The sequence below is a fragment of the Shewanella sp. 4_MG-2023 genome (assembly GCF_030548015.1).
Classification (GTDB): domain Bacteria; phylum Pseudomonadota; class Gammaproteobacteria; order Enterobacterales; family Shewanellaceae; genus Shewanella.
The window spans coordinates 26,412-48,177 of the sequence record NZ_JAUORL010000007.1 but is presented as its reverse complement, the minus strand read 5'-3'; the positions used below and the strand labels follow the sequence as shown (position 1 = coordinate 48,177).

21 protein-coding genes are annotated in these 21,766 nt (G+C 42.9%); 13 read left to right on the top strand and 8 right to left on the bottom strand.

Going from position 1 to position 21,766, the window contains the following annotated elements; all coding sequences use genetic code 11:
* Window positions 1-25: 25 nt before the first annotated feature.
* On the bottom strand, window positions 26-1,204 hold the full coding sequence (locus tag Q4546_RS05545) for an HD-GYP domain-containing protein (protein WP_102439348.1): 1,179 nt from the start codon (window positions 1,202-1,204) through the stop codon (window positions 26-28).
* Between the two features lie 401 nt (window positions 1,205-1,605).
* Here Q4546_RS05545 and Q4546_RS05540 point away from each other — a divergent pair, with 401 nt between their 5' ends.
* The 3 genes from Q4546_RS05540 (at window position 1,606) to Q4546_RS05530 (ending at window position 4,493) form a co-directional block, all read left to right on the top strand.
* Window positions 1,606-2,907 (top strand): isochorismate synthase MenF, encoded by a 1,302-nt coding sequence (locus Q4546_RS05540; RefSeq protein ID WP_102439440.1) that lies wholly within the window; start codon window positions 1,606-1,608, stop codon window positions 2,905-2,907.
* A 282-nt stretch (window positions 2,908-3,189) separates the two neighbouring features.
* On the top strand, window positions 3,190-3,855 hold the full coding sequence (locus Q4546_RS05535; RefSeq protein ID WP_102475983.1) for a 7-cyano-7-deazaguanine/7-aminomethyl-7-deazaguanine transporter: 666 nt from the start codon (window positions 3,190-3,192) through the stop codon (window positions 3,853-3,855).
* A gap of 179 nt (window positions 3,856-4,034) precedes the next feature.
* On the top strand, window positions 4,035-4,493 hold the full coding sequence (locus tag Q4546_RS05530) for a GNAT family N-acetyltransferase (protein WP_303445852.1): 459 nt from the start codon (window positions 4,035-4,037) through the stop codon (window positions 4,491-4,493).
* 401 nt (window positions 4,494-4,894) lie between these two features.
* Here the strand turns inward: Q4546_RS05530 and Q4546_RS05525 are convergent, their stop codons facing one another.
* Complete coding sequence (locus tag Q4546_RS05525; protein ID WP_102475985.1) at window positions 4,895-7,036, bottom strand: cache domain-containing protein; 2,142 nt, start codon at window positions 7,034-7,036, stop codon at window positions 4,895-4,897.
* Between the two features lie 3 nt (window positions 7,037-7,039).
* Window positions 7,040-8,422, bottom strand: coding sequence for a sigma-54 dependent transcriptional regulator (locus tag Q4546_RS05520; RefSeq protein WP_102439343.1), 1,383 nt, complete (start codon window positions 8,420-8,422; stop codon window positions 7,040-7,042).
* Window positions 8,423-8,776: 354 nt separating this feature from the next.
* Between Q4546_RS05520 and Q4546_RS05515 the strand changes: the two genes are divergently transcribed.
* From Q4546_RS05515 to mutM, 8 genes are all read left to right on the top strand, one after another.
* Complete coding sequence (locus Q4546_RS05515; protein WP_303445905.1) at window positions 8,777-9,538, top strand: substrate-binding domain-containing protein; 762 nt, start codon at window positions 8,777-8,779, stop codon at window positions 9,536-9,538.
* A complete protein-coding gene (locus Q4546_RS05510) occupies window positions 9,538-10,245 on the top strand; it encodes an ABC transporter permease (protein WP_076542090.1) in 708 nt (235 codons plus the stop codon). The genes Q4546_RS05515 and Q4546_RS05510 overlap by 1 nt, the downstream gene beginning before the upstream one ends.
* A gap of 2 nt (window positions 10,246-10,247) precedes the next feature.
* On the top strand, window positions 10,248-10,952 hold the full coding sequence (locus Q4546_RS05505; protein ID WP_102475987.1) for an energy-coupling factor ABC transporter ATP-binding protein: 705 nt from the start codon (window positions 10,248-10,250) through the stop codon (window positions 10,950-10,952).
* Window positions 10,936-11,520, top strand: coding sequence for a molybdenum cofactor guanylyltransferase MobA (mobA, locus tag Q4546_RS05500; protein ID WP_102475988.1), 585 nt, complete (start codon window positions 10,936-10,938; stop codon window positions 11,518-11,520). Before Q4546_RS05505 ends, mobA begins: the two co-directional genes overlap by 17 nt.
* A 39-nt stretch (window positions 11,521-11,559) precedes the next feature.
* Window positions 11,560-13,374: a bifunctional molybdopterin-guanine dinucleotide biosynthesis adaptor protein MobB/molybdopterin molybdotransferase MoeA gene (locus Q4546_RS05495; RefSeq protein WP_102475989.1), complete on the top strand. Its 1,815-nt coding sequence runs from the start codon at window positions 11,560-11,562 to the stop codon at window positions 13,372-13,374.
* A 23-nt stretch (window positions 13,375-13,397) separates the two neighbouring features.
* Window positions 13,398-14,384 (top strand): GTP 3',8-cyclase MoaA, encoded by a 987-nt coding sequence (moaA, locus tag Q4546_RS05490; protein WP_102439337.1) that lies wholly within the window; start codon window positions 13,398-13,400, stop codon window positions 14,382-14,384.
* Between the two features lie 124 nt (window positions 14,385-14,508).
* Window positions 14,509-14,973 carry a hypothetical protein gene (locus Q4546_RS05485; protein WP_102475990.1) on the top strand — a complete coding sequence of 155 codons (465 nt, stop codon included), beginning with the start codon at window positions 14,509-14,511 and terminating at the stop codon, window positions 14,971-14,973.
* Window positions 14,974-14,984: 11 nt separating this feature from the next.
* The gene (mutM, locus tag Q4546_RS05480; RefSeq protein WP_303445851.1) at window positions 14,985-15,797 is read left to right on the top strand and encodes a bifunctional DNA-formamidopyrimidine glycosylase/DNA-(apurinic or apyrimidinic site) lyase; all 813 of its coding nucleotides are present in this window, start codon (window positions 14,985-14,987) and stop codon (window positions 15,795-15,797) included.
* Window positions 15,798-15,937: 140 nt separating this feature from the next.
* Here the strand turns inward: mutM and Q4546_RS05475 are convergent, their stop codons facing one another.
* Window positions 15,938-17,407: a capsule assembly Wzi family protein gene (locus Q4546_RS05475; protein ID WP_102476014.1), complete on the bottom strand. Its 1,470-nt coding sequence runs from the start codon at window positions 17,405-17,407 to the stop codon at window positions 15,938-15,940.
* 88 nt (window positions 17,408-17,495) lie between these two features.
* On the bottom strand, window positions 17,496-17,999 hold the full coding sequence (gene coaD, locus Q4546_RS05470; RefSeq protein WP_303445850.1) for a pantetheine-phosphate adenylyltransferase: 504 nt from the start codon (window positions 17,997-17,999) through the stop codon (window positions 17,496-17,498).
* Between the two features lie 173 nt (window positions 18,000-18,172).
* Between coaD and Q4546_RS05465 the strand changes: the two genes are divergently transcribed.
* Window positions 18,173-18,979: a glycosyltransferase family 2 protein gene (locus tag Q4546_RS05465; RefSeq protein ID WP_303445849.1), complete on the top strand. Its 807-nt coding sequence runs from the start codon at window positions 18,173-18,175 to the stop codon at window positions 18,977-18,979.
* On the opposite strand, the gene Q4546_RS05460 is transcribed toward Q4546_RS05465, so the two are convergent.
* Complete coding sequence (locus Q4546_RS05460; RefSeq protein WP_303445848.1) at window positions 18,976-19,725, bottom strand: glycosyltransferase family 25 protein; 750 nt, start codon at window positions 19,723-19,725, stop codon at window positions 18,976-18,978. The two genes, Q4546_RS05465 and Q4546_RS05460, sit on opposite strands and share 4 nt — an antisense overlap.
* A 93-nt stretch (window positions 19,726-19,818) precedes the next feature.
* On the opposite strand from Q4546_RS05460, the gene Q4546_RS05455 reads away from it, so the two are divergent.
* Window positions 19,819-20,016, top strand: coding sequence for a GDP-mannose 4,6-dehydratase (locus Q4546_RS05455; RefSeq protein WP_303445904.1), 198 nt, complete (start codon window positions 19,819-19,821; stop codon window positions 20,014-20,016).
* 164 nt (window positions 20,017-20,180) lie between these two features.
* Here Q4546_RS05455 and Q4546_RS05450 read toward each other — a convergent pair whose 3' ends face one another.
* Both Q4546_RS05450 and Q4546_RS05445 read right to left on the bottom strand, forming a co-directional pair.
* Window positions 20,181-20,516 carry a hypothetical protein gene (locus tag Q4546_RS05450; protein WP_241901073.1) on the bottom strand — a complete coding sequence of 112 codons (336 nt, stop codon included), beginning with the start codon at window positions 20,514-20,516 and terminating at the stop codon, window positions 20,181-20,183.
* Window positions 20,517-20,587: 71 nt separating this feature from the next.
* Window positions 20,588-21,655 carry a CDP-glycerol glycerophosphotransferase family protein gene (locus tag Q4546_RS05445; RefSeq protein ID WP_102475994.1) on the bottom strand — a complete coding sequence of 356 codons (1,068 nt, stop codon included), beginning with the start codon at window positions 21,653-21,655 and terminating at the stop codon, window positions 20,588-20,590.
* Window positions 21,656-21,766: the final 111 nt, after the last annotated feature.

Here is a 21,766-nt window from a genome sequence, read left to right as displayed (position 1 = left end):
TCCATGGTATTGAGATTGGTATTGGCTAATAAAAAGGGCTTGGGTCCACAGCTAATGACCGTGGCGATACACCGCGGTCAATATTGAGGTTACATTTGCGTAAATCAACTAAGGTGACTTCGGTATAGCGCTGATGCTTTTGTGAATAAAAGCATTTTACCACTGGATGTAACGCATCTCTGCCTGTTGACTCCCATACAATGCCCACACGTTCATCAGACAATTGCACCAACGAGCCCACAGGGTAAATACCGACACAGCGGATAAATTCGTACACCAAAGTTTGATCAAGATGGAACGGGGTCAAACTCATTAAAATTTTAAATGCAGCAGCTGGGCTCATGGCTTCTTTGTAGCAGCGGGTCGCGGTAAGTGCATCATAAATATCCACAATACAACTCATACGCCCATGTTGCGGGATCTCGTCGCCTTTAAGGCCTTTGGGGTAACCTTTGCCATCAAGCTTTTCATGGTGCATCAAACACACATCTTTACTCACCTGAGATATCTCTTGGGTATCACTCATGATGTCGATGGCATACACCTGATGCATCTTAATCAGTTCAAACTCTTCTGCCGTTAATTTTCCTGGCTTGTTGAGTATTTTGTTATCCACTTGCACCTTGCCAATATCATGCAAGATCCCACCCACAGCAAGCTCTTTAAGCAGTGAGGCATCAAGACCTAGGTGCTTACCAAAGGTCACTAGCAAAAATGCCACGTTAACTGAATGCTCAAGCAAATAAGCGTCTTTGGTTCTTAATGCTGATACACACCTAAGTGCATCGGCATCATCCATCACCGACTCAAGCATCTTGTCGGCAACATCTTCAAAAGGAGCCACCTCGACAGCCTTGCCTTGATAGGTTTCAGACAAGACTTTACGCACTAATGTTTTTGCTTCAGTGAGGATTTTTTTAGCTTGAGTTTGTTTATATTCTCGGGTGTTGGTTATCTTTTTTACCAGTGGGGAATTGGGCTTTTTCTTTAAACCGCAGCCATCAGCTGAACGCTCAACATCAACCCATACGGTTTTAATACCGGCTTTGGCAAGCTTTACCATGGCGTCTTTATGCTTGATCTGCCCAGCATTACTAATCGCCACTTTGCTATCATTGCGATCAATCGCCACCACAAACATCCCCAGACTTAAGCGCTCTACCGGAATACGGATAATGTCTTGGGACTCAGGTAATACCGTCATTGATGGGGACCTCTCCTAAAAACCTTAATATCATGTAAATAATTGCTAACATGTTGAGTTTTATGCGCCCGACATGTAATTATTTAAAATGCATTTTATCCTTTTTAAGCAAAATTAACTAAAATAAATATAGCAAAGTGTAAGCTCATGTAAAAATAACGCAGCCAATGATAAGTAAGTTTAAAAACAGCCTAGTAACTGATGATATAAGCCATTATGATCACAGCATCGATGCCTGAAGATTGACAGTTTTTGAACCCTTAACTAACTTAAGGCATAATTCATATAAATCCTTTTACGCTTTTTCATTTCAATTATTTGAGATATTGACTCTGGAGTCTGCATTGGCTGGTCATATTTTTTTTGAGCACTTTAACGAGTTAATCAAAAAGTTACACGCTATGAAGTTGGCTCACGTCAAAGAGCCGATTGTGCAGGTCTCAGTAGAAGCTAAATCCTTGCCGTTATTATCTTGGTTAGGGGCGCAAACTCAATATCCACGCATATATTGGCATGCCCGTGACAAACAAGAAGAAGTGGCCGCTGTAGGCGCCTGCAAAGACTTCAAGCAAGAACAAGAAATTAATGACGAGCTACTGGCATCGATTTACCAATCCCAGCGTGGAAAAAGCAGTAATCAAGATATTCGCTACTACGGCGGCGTCGCCTTTGACCGCACCGTAGAATGCTGGCCTGAATTTGGCCGCACTCGCTTTGTACTGCCTCGCATAGAACTGCGCCGTCATGACAACATCATCAAAATTTTAGTAAATTTAAATTTTGAAGATAATAGTCAAGATGATGAGTGTAATGCGGCCATTGAAGCCATCAATCAGCTCAAACCAGCCAAACCATTGTCACCACCTAATAAACTGCCTTTAATGGGCCGCAGTGACTTGCCAAATTACCCACGCTGGAAAGAATTGGTTGAGCAAGTGACTAACCCTAAATTTAATGCCACCACCCCTAAAGTGGTGCTATCGCGCCAAACTCAGTTAGAAATTAATGATGTGGTCGATCCTTGGATGGTATTAGCCTGCTGGCAAGGGCGCAACCCCAACAGCTTTCAATTTGGGTTTCAATTTAGCCCTGAGCGCACCTTTATTTCATGCTCGCCTGAGCGTTTATACTTACGCCGCCAAAAAGAGTTATTTACCGAAGCCCTTGCCGGAACGACTGTGCGTGGTTTAAACCAAGAAGAAGATGATTTTCTTGCCAATCAGCTACTAGAAGACAGTAAAAACAGCAATGAAAACCAACTGGTTAGGCAGCAAATTGTTGATGTACTCACGCCATTAAGCCATTACGTTGGTGCGGATGAGTCTGCCAAAATTTTTAAATTAACTCATATTCAGCACTTACATCGCTCTATTCGCGCTGAATTAAAAGCCGGTGTTAATGACTTTCAATTACTTCAAGGTTTACACCCAACCCCTGCCGTGGGCGGCTTACCGCGAGAATCAGCATTAAACTTTATCCGTCAACGTGAAGGCTATAATCGCGGCTGGTATGCGGGCGCATGTGGTTATTTAAATAAGTACGAGAGTGAGTTTTCTGTGGCCATTCGCTGCGCCTTAATTGAACCAGGGCGAATTAATCTGTTTGCTGGCGCGGGGATTGTTGCCGGTTCAGATCCACTGGCTGAATGGCAAGAATTAGAAAATAAACTCACCACTATTTTGTCCATTTTAGTTGAGCTGTAACCCAACTAAATAATCAACCAATTAAACAATCACTTAAAAGTCTTTCTGCACATAAATGTGCCGCTGACGGCTGGGTTTTAGTCACAAATAGCGCATTTGCGCTCCCTTGCTAGTTGCATCTTATTTTTTGCTCACTATAATGCGTCCTCCTTGGCGAAAATGACACCACTCAATAAACTCTTTGAGCAAGTTAAAGTCAGCTAAAATATATAATCAGCAACGCCAAGTACATACATATACGGGTTCCCTCACCCCGTCTAACCCAATAAAAAAGGCCATAACATGTTAATGCTCTCTCAGGCGCAATGTCGCCGTGCACTGATGTTTCTTGTCAGTTTTCATATCATCATTATTTGCGCAAGCAACTATTTGGTACAACTCCCGTTTCAGATTTTTGGTTACCACACCACTTGGGGTGCGTTTAGCTTTCCCTTTGTCTATTTAGCCACAGATTTAACCGTCAGAATATTTGGCCAACAAGCGGCTCGCAGTATTATTTTCAAAGCCATGTTACCTGCATTGGTGATCTCCTATGTCATGGGAGTGATTTTCCATCAAGGGGTTTTCCAAGGCGCTGATTCATTAGCCCAGTGGAATCAATTTGTGTTCCGTATCGCCCTTGCCAGTTTTGTGGCTTACTTAGTCGGACAGTTAATGGATATCACTGTTTTTGCTAAATTGCGTAAAGCTAAAGCCTGGTGGGTAGCCCCTGCCGCATCGACTCTATTTGGTAACTTGGTTGATACTGTCGTGTTTTTCAGTATTGCATTTTACGCCTCTTCAGACCCATTTATGGCAAATCACTGGCCTGAAATAGCCACTGTCGATTACGCCTTTAAACTTATGGTTAGCTTAGGGTTATTTTTACCTGCATATGGGGTATTACTGAAAGTGCTCACCGATAGGTTGGTTTTATCTGATACAACCCGCACCTCGACTGCGCTCTAATGTTACTAAATCACCGCGAGTCACTGCTGACAAAGCACACTTTCTAGTGAGTTTTTAAGCTATGCCGCATTATTAACTGGTACGATGAGTTAATATGCGGCCATATTTTTGCTGTTGTCAGCTCAATATCAGCCGTTCTGATATTGAGGCGGCATGGCCCAACCAAAAGTAAACCTTACATGCTAACTATCCAAATTGAAGCTCATACTGAGCTAAGTGCTGAGGTGGCTAATAGTATTGCCGCTATCAGTGCCCGCATTAACGAACTCGATCGCGCTCAAACTGTCGAATCATTACATAGCAAATTAGACAATCAAGCTTGTTTGATTTTATTAGCTTATGTTGAAGGTGAACTTGCTGGGTTTAAAATAGGATATCAGCTCGATAATCAGCGTTTTTACAGCTGGCTTGGCGGAGTTGATGCTGATTTCAGGCAACTTGGTTTAGCAAAATCTATGCTCGAGTACCAAGAAAAGTGGGCGACAGAGCAAGGTTATCAACGCCTTGAAGTTAAAACTCGCAACCAATTTAACGCCATGCTGACGATGTTGGTTACTAACCAATACCACATTACGCAGGTTGAATCAGCCACTGACTCGGCAGATAACAAGTTGTTTTTGCATAAAGAATTAGCTTAACAACCAAGATAGACAGTGTCGATTTGAACGATAAAAGTTAGTCGACTGCCCCAAAGAGCTTGCAGAGCATTTGTAAAGGGTTTGTAAAGTTGAAAATAATTTCACCAACAAGTTGCAAATCTAAATGATAATGATTACTATTTATATGCGTTCCAAAACTCAGTTCTTATTAATAGCTTCATCTCCTATTAATACCCTCTGAGTCTGCAAGCACGACATTGCTCATACACTCTTAGTGGCCAGGCTCATCACCTGGCTTTTTTTTATCTGCGATTGACTCAATTACACTATTATTCCCAAACCAAGAAACTAACGCAGACTATCTAGTCGTCACTGCTTATAACAATCCATATTCAATGTCATATGCAACTAACGCTATAAGCAGCTAATACGATAAACAGCTAAGCGTCAGTATCTACGCGGCTATTATCTTCAAAATGCAGTCCATCATAGGGATTATTTTCCTGTTCTTCTTTCGCCTTATGATAAAGCCCGATAGTAAATACCGTACCTTTACCTAAGGTCGACTTCACCTCAATGGTGCCACCAATGCGCTTAATAATGCCGTAACTGAGCGATAAGCCTAAGCCTGTACCGTCTTTACGGGTAGTGTAAAAAGGGTCGAAGATACGGCTTAAGCGCTCAGGTTTAATCCCCATGCCTTCGTCTTCCACTTCAATTTTTACCCCGACAACCTCGTCATTTTCAAGCCAATCATTGGCTCTGACCCAAATTCGGCCTTTATTTTCAATGGCGTGGGCAGCGTTAACCACTAGGTTAATGAGCACTTGTAAGATTTGCGGCTGATTCACTTGTACCGTGCATTGGGTATTAATATCTTTGATGAGTTCGACTTCTTGCTTTTCAATCGAGTGCCTAACCAGTACTAACATTTCTTCGATCATCGGTTGCACTGGGTGCATTTCAAGCGGCGCATTAAACTCACCGGGGCGACTGTACTGCAACAAGCTGCGAATAATGGTGCTTATTCTACCTACCTGCTGAATAACCAGTTCAATTTCTTCTTCAACAGCAACAGCCTTACTGCCAAGCTCATACTTCATTAGTTCCATATTGCCTAAAATTACCGCGGTAGGATTATTAATTTCATGGGCAATACCGGCTGTAAGCTCCCCTAAGGCGGTTAACTTTTCATTGGTGACCAGTTGATGTCTTGTTTCATTTAGCAAGGCCACGTTACGTTGCAGCTCTTCGGTTTTATCTTGCAAGCTACGGGTACGTTGCTCCACTTTCACTTCAAGCTGCTCTGCCGCTAGCTGAATTTGGTTATTACGCCGCTGCAGTAAGTCCAGCATGTGGTCAAATTGCTCAGCCAAATTAGATAGCTCATTATCATGCTCTAATCCCAGCTCGCCGATACGTAAGTCTCGGCCTGACTGCACCGCTTTTACCACATGATGAATGCGCTCAATGGGCTCAAGTAAGCTATTAGCCCCTCGATAAACCAAGAAACCAGACACCAACAACACCAGCATTAAAATGGTGCCAAGCTCGAGGATATTGAGAATATAGGTGTGTATAAAAGGCGACTCAGAAAAACCTGAATAAATCATCCCAATACGTTTACCACGAATATCTTTAAGGGGTGAGTAGCCTGAAATAAACCAGTCATTTAATACAAAGGCACGGTCAACCCACGACTCCCCTTCAACCAAGACTCTCTGGCGCACATCTTCTGACACTAAGGTGCCTAATGCCCTCGATTGGCTCGCTGTTTCATGGGTCGAAAATAGATCCATAGGCACATTGGTACTAATGCGGGCATTATCAAGAAAAATAGTCACAGTACCAATTGAGCGCTCAGGCAAGGTGCCCTCGTCGTACACCAAGTCTCGAATATGATCGACTATAACCGTGTTGCGATTAAATAAAATCCCACCATCGAGATACCAATTCACTTGGCCATTTTCATTTAATATGGGCAATAAACTCCGGCTTAACATGCCACGTGTTTCTTCACTTTTGGTGGGCTCTTGCGCCCTTAAAGTAGCCGATATAGGAATGCGGGCGATACTGGCTAAATCGGGGTCGAGACGAGCCAAACGCTTGGCTGATAACACCATCAAACCAGACAAGGGTTGTTGCTGTTGGATTTTGGGTAACATTATCCGCAAATCGGGATCGGCCGCGGCTTGCTCAACTTTGATTAGCCTTAATATATCAAGTTGTAAAAACTGCTTTTGTTGTTCCAGGTATTGATTAATTTTGTCTATCTGGGATGAGTCGCCCTGCTTGATTTGCTGGAAGGCATTCTGAAAGTCCCATGATTGACTCACATTGAGCAATTGAATTTCTTGTTGTCGCTGAACCTCTTCAAGGGTATTGGTGGCCACAGTCAAATCAGCCTTAACCTTCATAAACAACTGTTTACCGGTATAACTGATATTCCAGTAAATGGTAATGAACACTAGGCTTATCAGGGTCAGTAAGATGGGCAGCAATGTCAGGATTAAAATCCGATAACGCACTTTGGCCTGCATTTGCTGCCAGCTGACTCCAAATATTTGACTAAATACCGACACGATTTACGCTTCCTTATCCGGTTCAGCATCAAACCATTCTTTATATTTTCGATCTAAGGTTTTTCGAGACACCCCTAAATCGCGGGCAGCCGCCGATTTATTGCCATTATTGGCATCGACAACACTCATGACGTGTTGTTTTTCCACTTCTTTTAGTGGCCAACTTAGTGGGTAACCGGCTTGAGTCATCGCTTCTGTTTCTGGCGCTTTTTTCCAATACTCTGCAGGCGGCTTACCCAATAAAATACAGCGCTCAATCATATTACGCAGTTCACGAATATTCCCTGGCCACTCATGTTGTTGCAGTACCTGTATATCTTCATGGCTCCAAATCACCTCTTTAACCCCTAACTCGCGGGCTAGTTGCCAAGTAAAATGATGGGTTAATTCAATCACATCCTCAGGACGTGTGCGTAAAGGAGGGATCAAGATATTGAGTACATTGAGTCGATAATATAAATCACTTCTGAAGTTACCAGCAGCTACCTCTTCTGATAACAAGCGGTTTGTTGCCGCCACCACTCTGACATCAATGGCGACTTCTTTTTCACTGCCCACGGGCCTGATAGATTTTTGCTCTAAAACCCTCAATAGTGCCGTTTGCATTTTCATTGGCATTTCACCAATTTCATCTAAGAAAATCGTTCCGCCTGACGCAAAACTAAATAAGCCTTCACGGGCGCCTTTCGCGCCAGTAAAGGCACCTGCGGTATGGCCAAAAAGTTCACTACTCAGCAACTCGGGGGCAATGGCGCCACAGTTAACTGGGACAAATGCGCCAGTGCGGCCACTTAGCTGGTGTAATTGCCTTGCCACCAGCTCTTTACCAGTACCTGACTCACCTTCGATGAGCACCACGGCATTTGTTGGCGCAACGCGTTCAATGACTTGTTTCACTTCCATCATGGCATCGCTGTTGCCAATCATGGTGGTTGAGTGGCCAGTTGAAAGCTCACGACGAAGCATGAAGTTTTCACGCTTTAATAACCTTCGTTCAATACAACGGTCAACCGAAGTCATCATTTGCTCGAGATGAAACGGCTTCATAATGAAGTCTGAAGCGCCCGCTCTTAAGGCTTTAATCGCCACATCCATATCGGCATAGCCAGTCATAAAGATAATATCCGATTGGCGGTCAGGTTCATTTAGCGCCTCATGCCAATCGATACCAGAGCGATCAGGCAAGCGAATATCGACAATTAATAAATCAAAATGGCCACGGCTACGCAGCTTTTCTGCCTCGCCAATGGTGGAGGCAGTTTCTACTAAAGCGAATTTTTTTGACAACGCCTTTTTGAGAAAGCTACGCATTCCAGGCTCATCATCCACAATCAATACCGAAACAGCAGTTGGTAACGATTTTTCGTTTGAGTCATTGGTGTTCATATGAGGGCCTACTTTGGACATTTTGACTATATTTAAGCTTATCGTATCACTAAAAATCTATTGCTGGGTCAGTTTGCCCACCAGAATTAGCTTACTGGGACAATATGTCTGTAAAAACATAATTCGCACGCGATCTAGATCACAATTTTAAATTTAGTCGTGATCCAAATTTTCAGAAACGCCCTTGGCATATTATTTGCTGTATCTATTTGTAACTAAGATAAGTTAATGTAAATGTTGTTTTTTTAACCATAAATATGATGTTTTAATGATTATCTCTTCAAGGAATTAAAAATGTTTAGTCTAAAATCAGCTTTAACGGCAACATTCAGTGTCGCATTATTAACTAGCACCATGATGAGCGCGACAGTAAATGCTGAAGAAATTATTAAGCTTGCGACCACCACCAGCACTGATAATTCAGGTCTTTTACGCGCTATTTTGCCGACATTTGAAGCTGAATCTGGTTATAAGGTACAGGTTATCGCCACAGGTACTGGTAAAGCACTAAAACTGGCCAGTCAAGGTGATGTAGACGTGGTAATGACCCATGCACCTGCTGCTGAAGCTAAGTTTGTTAAAGACGGTTATGGCACTAATCCTCGCGGGATCATGGAAAACGATTTTGTGGTTTTAGGCCCAATTGCTGATCCCGCTAAACTAGCAACAAGCGATGATGTCGTTGAAGCGTTTCAAAAAATCGCAGCATCGGGCAACAGTTTTATCTCACGCGGTGATAATTCTGGCACCAATATGAAAGAGCTCGCAATTTGGAAACAAGCTTCAGTATCACCGGAATTTTCAGGCTATACTTCAATTGGCCAAGGTATGGGTAAAACGTTACTGATGGCCAATGAGAAACAAGCCTATACACTGACAGATCGTGGAACGTTTGTTGCTTACAAAGCTAAATTAGATTTGGCAATTACATTCGAAGGCGGCGCCGATTTAGCAAACCCTTATCAAATTATCCTAATTAACGCAGAAAAATACCCTGAATTGAATCATCAAGGTGCTAAGGCATTAAGCGATTGGTTTATTAGCCCAGCGGCTCAGCAGATGATTAATGACTTTAAAGTTCAGGGAGAGCAATTATTTAAGGCAACATATAAGTAATGAATGAAGGCTGGTTAGCCCTACTGCAGCAAGCATTTAGCTTGCTGCTTTCGTTAGACCCTGATGTATGGTCTATCATAAGTGTATCTTTTTCCGTCTCTTTTGCGGCGCTGCTCATCACCTTGATCCCATCAATTGTGTTGGGCTTTTTGCTGGCATCTTACCAATTTCCTGGTCGCTGGTTTGTCACCAATATTGTGCAAACCTTACAATCAATCCCCACAGTTGTGATCGGCTTACTGGCTTATTTGCTGCTCACCAGAAATGGGCCAATGGGCGACTTACGCTGGTTGTTTACCCAACAAGGAATGATCTTAGGACAAATGATGATTTGTGCCCCGGTACTTATCGCATTATCCCAAGCGGCATTTAGTAGTGTAGACCGCCGTGCATGGGAAACCTCCCGCACCCTTGGCGCATCGTGGCAGCGTGCTATTTGGACCGTATGTCGCGAACTTCGCGTACCGTTATTATTGGCCATTATTGCTGCTTTTAGCCGAATTTTGACTGAAGTGGGTTGCTCAATGATGGTGGGGGGCAATATTTTACACCACACCCGTAATATTCCCACCGCCATTGCCTTAGAAACCAGTAAAGGCGACTTTGCCCAAGCTATCGCACTAGGATTAGTGCTGCTGATTTTAGCGATTGTGATTAATTTTGCCATCGGCTCACTGCGTGGCAAAGCCATGCCAAGGAGTCAGTAATCATGGTTAAAGTGACCGCGAAAAACATTCAGGTGCAATTTAAAGCAAGAAAGTTGTTTGCTTTTGACAGCCTGAGTTTTTGTGAAGGCGATGTCATATACCTGCAAGGGGACAATGGCAGTGGTAAATCCACCCTTATGAAACTATTAGCGGGGATCGTAAAACCGTCATTAGGTAAGGTAACAGCTGAAGGATTTGCCGCGCCAAAATGGTGGCAACCAAGTACCTTACTAGGCAAAGCGGTTTATCTTCACCAACATGCCTACCTGTTTGATGGTAATGTGGACTACAACTTGCGCTACGCCTTACCAAAGGACAAGTTTAGCGCCGAGCAGCTTCAACAGCGTATTCGTCAAGCTATTGATATGGCGCAGCTGGGGGCATTATTACACAGTAATGCCACTGATTTATCTGGCGGTGAACGCCAACGATTAGCGCTAGCCAGAGCTTGGATAAGCCAACCCAAACTGTTAATGCTAGACGAGCCAATATCTAATATGGATAAGCAATCGCAAAAACTGGTTTTAGCGATGATTAACCAATTAAAACAAGAAGGCACAGGTCTAATTATTAGTAGTCATCAAACCTGCGGCTTAACAGCCTTGTGCAAAAAGCATTGGCATATTGCTGACAACAACGTTGTGGCCAGCAATCATATCCCTAGCGTTGAACAATCACAGGAGTTTCAATATGTCAGTGCAAATTGATGCCGTTATTTTAGCCGGCGGCATGGCCAGAAGAATGGGCGGCATAGATAAAGGCTTAGTTGAGCTCAATAATAAGCCAATGATCAGCCACACCATTGAGCGAGTTCAACCACAAGTGAATCGCATCATCATTAATGCCAATAGAAGCCAGCAACAATATGCTGAGCTAGGTTTTGAGGTTATCAGTGACAATGACAGTGGTTATTTAGGGCCACTCGCAGGCATGGTCACCGCGATGGCGCACACTGATGCCGAGTTATTATTAGTGGTGCCTTGTGATAGCCCAATGCTACCAACAGATTTATGTGAGCGCATGTATGCCTCGTTAAAAGAAGCCGATGCTGATATCGCGGTAGCCAGCGATGGCGAACATCACCAACCTGTGGTGATGTTATTAAAACCTGAATTAAAACAATCGATGCAGGCCTTTTTAGATGCCGGCGATCGAAAAATATTTTTATGGTATGAAAAGCAAAAACACGTTGTAACCAGCTTTGCCGATCAACCTAATGCATTTGTTAATGTGAACACACTTGAACAAAAACTTGTCATCGAGAATGCCAAGTAAGTTGTGGCAACACAGTAACAAGCCAACAATGAGGTCTTTATGAGTATACCGTTTTCCAATCCGCTGAGTATTCCTGTTCTTGGATTCTGTGCCTATAGCGGCACCGGTAAAACCACCTTGTTAAAACAACTTATTCCCGAATTAAATCGTCGTGGGTTACGTTTAGCAGTAATTAAACACGCACACCATAATTTTGATGTGGATATTCCGGGAAAAGACAGTTACGAAATGCGTAAAGCAGGTGCTAAGCAAATGCTGGTTGCCTCCCATATTCGCTGGGCATTAATGACTGAAGATGCGGTTGATGGTGACCCACAATTACCGCACTTACTAAAGCAAATTGAAACGGACAAAGTGGATATCGTGCTTGTTGAGGGCTTTAAAAAGCTGCAACTGCCTAAAATTGAGCTGCACCGCGCCGCCCACGGCAAGCCACTGATCCATACCCATGATGAAAACATTGTCGCTATCGCGTGTTGTGACGACACCGAAACACCGGCCGAGTTAACCCGACTCGATTTAAATAACGTAGGCCAAATTGCCGACTTTGTAATTGAATACAGCCAAAAGTGGCAAACGCCTGAAGTGGCTTTACCGATCCCAACCGTTGCAACACCTGTAAGCGATGAGCAGAAATTTTTATCAGTTGCCCAAGGCTTAGAGCAACTCATGACCATGGTGACGCCGCTTACCGCTAGTGAGCAAGTCACCATCGATGACGCAGCAAATCGAGTACTAGCTAGCGATGCGATTTCACCTGTTAACGTGCCCCAGCAAACCAATTCAGCAATGGATGGTTATGCTTTTGCTTATAGTACTGATAACAGCCCAAGCAACCCAGTTGCGCCATTAAAATTGATGGGTGAAGTGCTTGCTGGGCACCAATATCCAGGCACATTAAACCCCGGTGAAGCCGTACGCATTATGACAGGCGCAACCGTGCCAACTGGCGCTGACACTGTCGAAGCACGTGAATTGGTGGTTGAACAAGATGGCCAAGTGCAATTACAAGGCAAAGTGGATGCGGGTCAGCATGTCAGACTTGCAGGTGAAGATATTGCCAAAGATGCCTTAGCATTAGCAAAAGGTCATCGCTTACAAGCCGCTGAACAAGGCTTATTAGCCTCATTGGGTTTAGCCTCTGCAGATGTTGTTAAACAACCGGTTGTGGCTGTGTTTTCCACTGGCGATGAAGTGAGTCAACCGGGCGAGCCGTTAAAAGCCAACTGTATTTACGACTCTAATCGCTACACCATTAAATCAATGGCGCAAAAGTTAGGCTGTAAAGTCATTGACTTAGGCATTATTGAAGATAGCGAAGCATCATTAACGGCTGCGCTACAACAAGCCAGTGTTGATGCCGATATTGTGATCAGCTCCGGTGGAGTTTCTGTCGGAAATGCTGACTACATCAAAACAGTATTGGCTAAAATTGGTAAAATAAACTTCTGGCGCATTAATATGCGTCCAGGTCGACCATTAGCCTTTGGCCAAGTCAACGACAGTTTGTTCTTTGGCTTACCGGGTAATCCCGTGGCGGTAATGGTGTCGTTTTTACAATTTGTGCAACCTGCAATTCGTAAACTGGCTGGCGAAAGTAATTGGCAGCCACAATATTTACCAGCAATAACAGATAGCATCTTAAAAAGCCGCACAGGTCGAACAGAGTTTGTGCGCGGTGTTTACTCGTTAAGCAATGATGGACGGTTACATGTGACCTCAACAGGGGCACAGGGTTCAGGGATGTTGAACTCCATGGTTAAGGCAAATTGTCTGGTTATTATCGGTGAAGCCGAAGATGCCGTCATGCCTGGCCAGCAAGTCTTCATTCAGCCTTTTGCTGAACTGTTATAACTAACCATAAGATGTACTAATTCATGAGTTTGATCGTCGACAGTTTTAATCGAAAAGTAGAGTACTTACGTTTATCGGTCACTGACCGCTGTGATTTTCGCTGTGTATATTGCATGAGCGAAGATCCAAGCTTTCTGCCTAGAGAGCAAGTACTTACCTTAGAAGAACTCGCATGGATTGCACAAGCCTTTACCGAACTCGGAGTAAAGAAAATCCGCTTAACTGGCGGCGAACCTTTAGTAAGAACCGATTGCGATAAGCTTATTGAGTTATTAGGTAAATTGCCTGGTTTAGATGATTTATCGATGACCACCAATGGCTCACGCTTAAGTAAACTTGCTCAGCCCATGCATGATGCTGGTTTAAAGCGCTTGAACATCAGCTTAGATACCCTCAACCCTGAGCTATTCACTGAAATGACTCGCAACGGTAAAGTTGAACGAGTCATTGCTGGTATTGATGCCGCTAAAGCCGCAGGCTTTAAGCATATCAAAATCAATGCCGTGATTTTACGTGGCAAAAACGATCATGAAATCTTAGATTTAATCGACTTTTGCCGTGATCGTGAACTAGACATCACCTTTATTGAAGAGATGCCACTAGGGGTTATTGATGAGCGTAAACGCAGTCGTCATTGTTCTAGCGAAGAAGTCAGAGCCCTTATTGAAGCCCGCTATCCGTTAGTGCCGTCAAGCAAACGCACTGGTGGGCCAGCACGTTATTTCAAAATGGCAGATCACAGTATTCATATTGGCTTTATCTCGCCCCACAGTAATAGCTTTTGCCATGAATGTAACCGCGTCAGAGTGACAGTCGAAGGCCGTTTATTGCTGTGTTTAGGTAATGAAAACTCGGTTGATTTAAAAGCGATTGTTAGAGCGCATCCAGGTAATATTGATAAGCTAAAACAAGCGATTTTGGATGGCATTCAACAAAAACCCAAAGAGCACTACTTTGGCACAGATGATGACGTGCAAATTCTGCGATTTATGAACACCACTGGCGGTTAAGCCATTTTTACTTACGCAAAACAACCGCCTTTATTAACTAGCCTTAGCAGATAACCACCAAGGGTTACCCACTAAGGCTAGCTTTGATATACACTAAGACTAACAACCACTAGCACGTTAGTTTATGGCCTTATCTCGAAAAAAATGGAATAACATCCTGATCATTGCCTGCGTTTTCATGGTGGCAGTGCTAACCTTTATCGACTCAAAAACCAATCAAATGCCCGATGATGCCCAAGCATTATTTGATGAAACTAACCAGTTAACCCAATTGCAATTCGATGATATTTGGCTTAATAAAGGCGCTAACGGCTGGGTCTGCTCTGCAAGTGTTTTAAACTGTAGAACTTTAGCCGAGGCTTGGAGCCAATTAGCAATCTCCCCCACCAGCATAAGTGATGCAGAGCGCCAACAGTTACCGGCAGCGCAATCGTTAGTGATTGCGATAAATCACACCCCACAAGGACAACTTTGGCAATATTACCCCCAGTATGGGTTATTGCAGTCAGCCGCCGATAATTGGTACCAAATCCCGCCAAGCTTACGTACTGAACTCATCCCTATCATTGCCAGCCAAACACAAGAATAATAGAGAGCCCTATGCCTGAATTACCGGAAGTTGAAGTCACTCGCCAAGGAATATCACCCTACCTCGTCGATCAAACCGTTCGCGACCTTATTATTCGTAATGGTTCGTTACGTTGGCCTGTGCCTGACATTTGCCGCAATATTATCGGCCAAACTATCCGAAATGTACGTCGCCGCGCTAAGTACTTACTGATAGATACTGACGCGGGGATCACCATAGTCCATCTAGGTATGTCTGGGAGTCTGCGAATTTTACCAGCCAACACCCCAGCAGAAAGACATGACCACATTGATTTGGCGTTAGAAAATGGCCGCATTCTGAGGTTCAATGACCCAAGGCGCTTTGGTGCATGGCTATGGTATGAATTACCTGAAGAAGCACATCCATTACTATCAAAATTAGGCCCAGAGCCACTGTGTGAAGACTTTAATCCAGTGCAACTACACAATGCCCTCGCCAATAAGAAAAAGGCCATCAAACTGTGTTTAATGGACAATCACATTGTGGTCGGTGTGGGGAACATTTATGCCAATGAAGCCTTGTTTGCCGCAGGTATTCATCCTCAAGCAGCTGCTGGCTCAATTGATATTGAACGCTTAACAATTCTGGTTGCTGAAGTGAAACAGATTTTAGCCCAAGCCATTAAACAAGGCGGCACCACCTTAAAAGATTTTACCAATGCCGATGGTAAACCCGGTTACTTCGCCCAAAAGTTACATGTTTATGGCCGTGGCGGCGAAAACTGCACTGAATGCGGCAATCTATTAAGTGAAATACGTTTAGGTCAACGCACCACGGTATTTTGTGGGCTATGTCAGACATAAGATTGTTAAGGGTAAAATAGGGCAGAACAAGCCTTACTCCAGGTTGAAAGTATTTAGCGGCAATAAATCAAAAAGCCTCGATAGCATAGCTATTAAGGCTTTTTATTGAACAAATTAAAACAATAAATTTAATAACTTAATTAAAATTTATACTGGTAACGAGTATATAAAGTGCCATCTACTTCACTGTCTTCCACTTCAAACTCTGATTGCGATACGCTACCACCAAAGGTCATCATGCCGCTTAATAATGGCATACGATAAGACAGCTCTAGCATGAGTAAATCTTCTTTCGGTGGCTGCGGCGCCCAGCCATGACTTGGACTTTCGCCATCTTTATTTAATTGGGCATAACGTAAAATAGTGGTAAATGCATGGCTATTTGAAAACTGGCCAATTAACCCCAGTGCATACACCTGAGCATCACTGTCGTAGGTGCTGCCAATAGCGCGACCATAATTTCGAGATCCACTTTTATAGGTGCTGTGCTCATAGAAGCAATTAAAGGCATTCGGGTCTTCACCGCAAAACACCATAGTATCTGTATATTCAAAAAATAGCTTATATTGCTGCGAGGCAAAACTAAAGCGGGTGTCTACACCATACATTTTAGCGCAGTCGACTATTTGCCACGGTTCACCTTTTGAGTCTTCGCAGGTGCGCTCAAGAAAAAGTCCCACAGGCACATCCCAAAAAGTATCTGAATAGCGTACATCAAAGCCCGCCATTTGATTGCCGTAATTTGAGCAACCACTACCCGTATCATTGCGACAATCACGCTGGCCAGTAATCGACTTCCAGGCGGAGTCCCAATCGCACTCTTGACCTTCACCACAAAACTGCGCCGTCCAAGAAAGGCCGATTTCTAATTGCCTTAATGGCTTTATTGAGCCGCGCACATTCCACAATAACGCATTGGGGGCATAACGATCTTCATCCATCATGCTTACTCCACCAGTGAGGTTCCACGCGCCCAGCCACGAAAGCCATGGGGTTTCAAACGCCTCAGCATTGTTGCGACTCACCATCAGTGATGGCATAGGTCGGGCATTATTGGATTTGTGTAATCCCGAATCAAAACCAGGCCCCCACCACTGCTCAAAGCTGCCTGCAGTGACAATCCAGTTACCCAATACTACCGCCATATAAGAGTCGTCTAAGCGAAATTCTTTATCATCTTGGGGATCGTAGTTAGCTGAAGCAGACACTTTATAAGCGAAGCGCTCGCCCATATATTCATAAGAGGCTTTGAGTTCAGCTTTTTCACGATAATCAGAGCCAAAGTGTTGAAACCTTGCTTCATCGGTCGCAGCAGTTGCTGTAATACTGGTGTTCCCTTTATTGCCAACAGCATTTTGATAATAAAAGTTCACTCGAGCAAACGCATCGACTAATGCGGGCTTCATTAATGAAGGTTCTGCTGAAGATAAATCCTTTCCAATACCCGACCACATCAGTGGAAATGTATTGATAGGTACCGTGATCACACCAGCATCTGCCAGCGCCTGAATATCTGCCCGTAGGTAAATATCTGAGGTATCAACCCAAGGCGCAGCCGAAAGTGCCGAACTTAAGCATAAACTGCCAAAGCCAAGCCCTAAAAAGCGCATTGTGAATGAACGGTGTTTAAATAGCGACTGCGATGATTTCATTATAGGCTTATGTTTTGATGTGATGAATAACGGCATTTTCAGGCGATTACTTCGTCTGCAGTAATTTAATTGAAGCAATTTTTTGCAGCAAAGAAGCGGCAACATCCTGATGGACAAATTGACTAACGTCACCGCCATGCAGGGCAACTTCTTTTACCAAGGTAGAAGAGATAAATGAGTTTTCTTCCGCAGGGGTCAAAAAGACACTTTCTAAATCTGGACTTAAACGACGATTCATATTGGCTAATTGAAATTCATATTCAAAATCTGACACAGCTCGCAGGCCACGCACTAATACACTCGCCTGTTGCTCTTTAGCAAAATCAACTAATAAGCCAGTAAAGCCAACCACTTCGACATTGTCTAAATGGGCGGTCACTAAATTAACTTGCTCTACACGCTCTTCAAGGGTGAACATCGGCTGTTTGGATGGGTTTGAGGCAATGCCGATAATGACGTGACCAAATAATTTTGCAGCACGCTCAATTAAATCAGCATGGCCATTGGTAACCGGATCAAAAGTACCTGGGTAAATTGCGCGTCTATGCATTTGAAAATTCACTGTGTAGAGTAATGCCAGCTAGTTTATCAGTATCAAATACTCGCATCAAAGTTTGATTTGATACAGGTCGTGTTTTGGCATATTTTCCACTAAAATCTTATTCGCCCCAAACTATAAAGTGCTAAAATAAGCCTAACCTCAGTTGATATCACCAGCCCCCCATGTCTATTAGTTGTTCGCTTATCATCACCACATATAATTGGCCTGAAGCACTGAACAAGTCTTTAGAAAGCTGCTTATTACAAACCGTATTACCCACTGAAGTGATTATTGCTGATGATGGTTCTAAACAAGAAACCAAAGATCTAATAGCGTTTTACCAAGCCAAGCAACTGCCCTTTAATTTAATCCATTGTTGGCAAGAAGATTTAGGCTTTCGAGCGGCTCAGAGTCGTAATAATGCCATCCAAGCGTCATCGGCAGACTATATCATTTGCATCGATGGCGATATTATTTTGCATCCTCGCTTTGTTGAAGATCACCTGAGTAATGCGAAAAAGAACCAAGTCATCGCCGGTAAGCGTGTCAGGCTACCTCAAAAGTTTAGCCAAAAGATAATCACGTCTAACAAACCCATCTCGCCATTATCAGCGTTATTTGCTGCACAAAGCGGCCATAAAAATGCCATCCGCTCTAATGTGTTAAGTCACTATTTGAGTATAAGTAATAGGAATGCAGACAGCGTGTTTAGTTGTAACTTTAGCTTTTGGCGCCAAGATGCGATAAACGTCAATGGCTTTAATTGTGACTTTGTAGGTTGGGGCGCTGAAGATAAGGAGTTTTGTATTCGCCTCATCAATGACGGAGCATCAAAAAAGCAGTTAAAGCACTTAGCAGTATGTTACCACCTGTACCATCCAGAGCTGTCTCGAAAAATGGAACAGGCAAATCAACAAATTTATGATGACGCCATTTCAAAGAAATTAACTTATTGTCAAAATGGCATCAAAAAACATACTCAAAGCTAAAGCAGGCTTGGCAATTTGGGGAGCTTGCTTCGATTAAATCTTACCTTAATCTCAAAGCATAGTTTTTGCCAAATACGTTTTAGCGGATGTTTCTTAGTGGTGTTTCGGTTACCCAAAGTACAGATTTCACTGTCAAAGTCAGCTTCCTGAACAGGAAAAGGCCTCACGACAAAACAATTTAGGCCCTTTTCAAACCAAAACTGAATATCGATATCCACAGGTCTTGCAATAGGCATTGCCGTTGCAAGTAGCTTTTTAGCCCCAGCTATCGACACAAATTGACCACGGGTAGAAGAAGGCAGTTTTAAGCAGGTCGATAATGAAAAGCCGTCATCAAGCTCAAGGGTATCAATAACCGCTTTTTGTTTACTGCCGTGACATAATTTAATGTAGTCCCACTGAGCTGATAAATGACTAACGCTTTTTAATAATGATAATAAGTCAGGGCTTAAAATTGAGTCATCTTCTAAAATAAGCGCAAAGTCCAATTGCTGATCAAGCATCATATTCCAGCAATTTACATGGCTCAAATAGCAGCCAATTTCCCCTACATTCAGCACTTTGTCATATTTTGCTAAATTACTTGGCTGATCAAATACTGCAGTAATTTCAGCTTCAGTCAGTTCTTTACCATATACCGCAGGCACTCGCTCAAACTCAATATTGAGTTGCTCAAGTTGTTGTTGCATAAAAGCCATTCTTTCAGTGCTTTTATCGAGATTGATTACAAATACTTTAAACTTCATAATACTTCTTAATTCAGCCTTTTATGCAGATTGATTTTATTAGCCATTTTAACAGTTTCCCCAATAATAAAGCGTTAGACGACGGTCAACTTTATCGCCATTGACCTCGCTGATACAACGGGCATAGCGAACCTACTTTCCGAGCATAAACTCAACCAAATGAGCCACTTACCAGCACTGGCCAGGGTTCGTTATTATGTTGATAACCCACTAGCATACGCAGACAGTAACTTAGTGGGCCACTTGACCATTCAGAGAGGGGGTCGTCACGTAAACACCATAAATCTTTAATTAAGTCATCACCAGATAAACAGTTCCCGTTTTGAGGTTAATGCGTAGCATCATAAACCATTAAGTGTCAACAACGGGCTAATATGATTGAAACTATTTATTAAAAGCAAACACGCTTAAAGGTGCAGATTGCGCTTTAGGAGCTAGCATAGACTTAATTAATATTAGCGATTGTTTTCTAGCAACCACAAACCTACGTATTTGTTAAAGCTCACCTGCGCATAGGTCATAGCAATAATAAAACCAACACTACCATCGAGAAAACCACGCCGTAAAAAGTAAATATGAAAAAATGTCCACATCCCCCTTAGTAAGGCTAAGGTTAGTCCATGGGATTTTTTTCCTTTACGAAAATATTTCTTCCAACCAAGCCAAGCATATTGCGCGGCTTTATTCAGCCCATGACCGTAATCACGATGGGTATAATGTGATAGCAGTCCTTTTAGCTTACCGATATTGCCAACCTTTAACCCTAGCTCATTAGAGTGCTTTCCCGACAATTGGCCTACTGACTTTACAGATTATAATATTTTAATAAAGCCGCACTCATTGACCCAAATGAGAGGCAAATTTAAAAAAACTTCCAATAGCCAAGCTTTCTGCGCATTTTAAAGTTGCGTAAAATATTCAGAGGTTTAGGCTTTAAATCCTCAATGCCACTCTCAATCAAGTTATCCGTGGCAGCGAGAACTCGCTCACTAGAGCAACCATCTCGATTTGGATGGATGTTATTACAATATCTATCAATCTCAGCCATCAACTCTGGTGGCCTTGCAAGTACTCTAGTTAAAGCAGGCTGAATATCCTCCAGTTGGGTGACATTGACTAAATGAGTTCGCTGTGTATGATTATTAAAGGTAACAACGGGCTTCCTTTGCAGCAAAAACATAATCATTATTGAAGAGGTATCGCACAGCATCACATCAGCAGCATTTAGCAGAGGCAATACATTATCTGTTTCAACGAAGGTTAGATTTTCATTTTCTAACGTTTTATAGCGATCAACTACCTCTTTATTCATTTTAGGATGAAACTGCACTAACAATCGCCACCTTCCCTGTAAAGATATAGCCTTTATTTCCTCAAATATAATTGGCGCACAAGAGAGGTTGCGAGAAAAAGTTGAGCAAAATAGAATGGTTGGGCGATCATCACCTTCGATGCGATATGGGTTAACAAGAGCATTGGTAAACATTGGATCTAAAGTTGGCCAACCTGTTTCAGCAACTCTAAATGTGCCAAATTTTTCAGCTAATTGAATAAATGGCAACGTTGTTTCCGGACCTTGAGTACAATAAAGATCAAAGCAATCACGGATCTCAAAATGATTTAAACGCCCTTTACGGTTTATTTTACCTGCCGCAAAACCATGAAATACTCCAACTTTGATACCAGGAATAAAACTGGGTACGACATTTCCAGGAACAAATACTGCGCCTGGCCGCCAAGCTTTCACATCATCAATAGACAGTAATCGCGTTTCAGTAGGTTTTAAGAATGTAGCATCGACTTCTTTCCCTTCTAAAAACCAACATACTTCATCGCCACGAGCTAGAATAACCTGTTGCAACGGCCTTAAAATAGCATATGAATAATTTTGCGATATATAAAATAAATAACGCTTATTAACTCGACCCACAACTACGCTCCTCACAAAAACGCTTAATTATCATCCAACAATACAAATAGTAAGCACCTATTAAAAATTATAACATGGAGGTTCCATTCCCAAAAAATAATCTCCCCGTGT